This window comes from Mycobacterium sp. E796, from assembly GCF_001672815.1.
GTDB lineage: Bacteria > Actinomycetota > Actinomycetes > Mycobacteriales > Mycobacteriaceae > Mycobacterium.
This window is the reverse complement of record NZ_LZKK01000363.1, coordinates 1-1,024: the sequence shown is the minus strand read 5'-3', so window position 1 is coordinate 1,024 and position 1,024 is coordinate 1. Positions and strand designations below refer to the sequence as shown.

General features: G+C 71.1%; 1 protein-coding gene and 1 pseudogene. One reads left to right on the top strand and one right to left on the bottom strand.

Annotated features, from left to right (window positions below):
* On the bottom strand, nt 1-600 hold a 600-nt coding region (locus A5706_RS29880), incomplete at its 3' end, for a carboxylesterase family protein (protein WP_156767410.1).
* Nucleotides 601-680: 80 nt separating this feature from the next.
* On the opposite strand from A5706_RS29880, the pseudogene A5706_RS33895 reads away from it, so the two are divergent.
* Nucleotides 681-1,024, top strand: a pseudogene (locus tag A5706_RS33895) (hypothetical protein); the annotation flags it as partial.

The following is a 1,024-nucleotide window of genomic DNA, read 5'->3' as shown; positions in this document are numbered from 1 at the left end:
GGTGATGCAGGCGCCCGCGCTCTCGCCGAAGATCGTGACATTGCCGGGGTCTCCGCCGAATTCGGCGATGTTGTCCCGGATCCACTGCAGCGCCATCACCAGGTCGCGCAGGTACAGGTTGCTGTCGATCTTGGTGTCGCGCGTCGACAGCGACGACAGGTCCAGGCATCCCAGCGCGCCCAGGCGGTAGTTGACCGACACGTACACGCAACCGCGGCGGGCCAGCGCGGCGCCGTCGTAGAGCGGGGTGGCCGAGCTGCCCATGATGTAGCCGCCACCGTGGACGAAGACCATGACCGGCAGCGGCTCGTCCGCAGCCACCTCGGGGGTGACGACGTTGAGGGTGAGGCAGTCCTCGCTCATCGGCTGGTAGCGGCCGACCCCGAGCAAGGTGTAGCGGCGCTGCTGGGGCGCGCAGTTGCCGAAGCCGTGGCAGTGCCGCACACCCGACCACGGCGGCGCGGGCTGCGGCGCCCGGAATCGCAGGGCTCCCACCGGCGGGCGGGCGTAAGGGATGGACCGCCAGCGGTTTACGCCGTCGCGGGTGAAGCCTTCGACGATGCCGGCCGTCGTGCGGGCGCGAACGATGCGCTCATGCATACCAGTGACGGTAGCCGACACCGCGCCGGTAGTGCGCGGCTAGCGATCGAATCGCCGGGCGTGGCGGCTAGCCTGACGGGATGCGGATTGCCGCGCTGGTCGCCGTGCCATTGCTGGTCGCCGGGTGCTCGCATCCCGGCGGCAACTCGGGCCAGCCGCAGACCGCTACGCAGACCCCCGCCACCACATCGGCCGGAGCGTCGGGCAGCAAACCTCCGGCGCCGTCCGGCGCGCCGGCCGTCGGCACCGCGATCTCCGCCGTCATCGCCTGGATCGAGGCAGCTCACCCCGCGGATCCCGGCCGCTATCACACCGCCTCCAGGGAAGGCGCCACCACGCCCCTCGGCAACGACGTCGCCCTGACCGTTCAAGGGGGCAAGGTGTCGTGCATGACCGATTCCAAGCACACCGGCGCCGCGCTGGC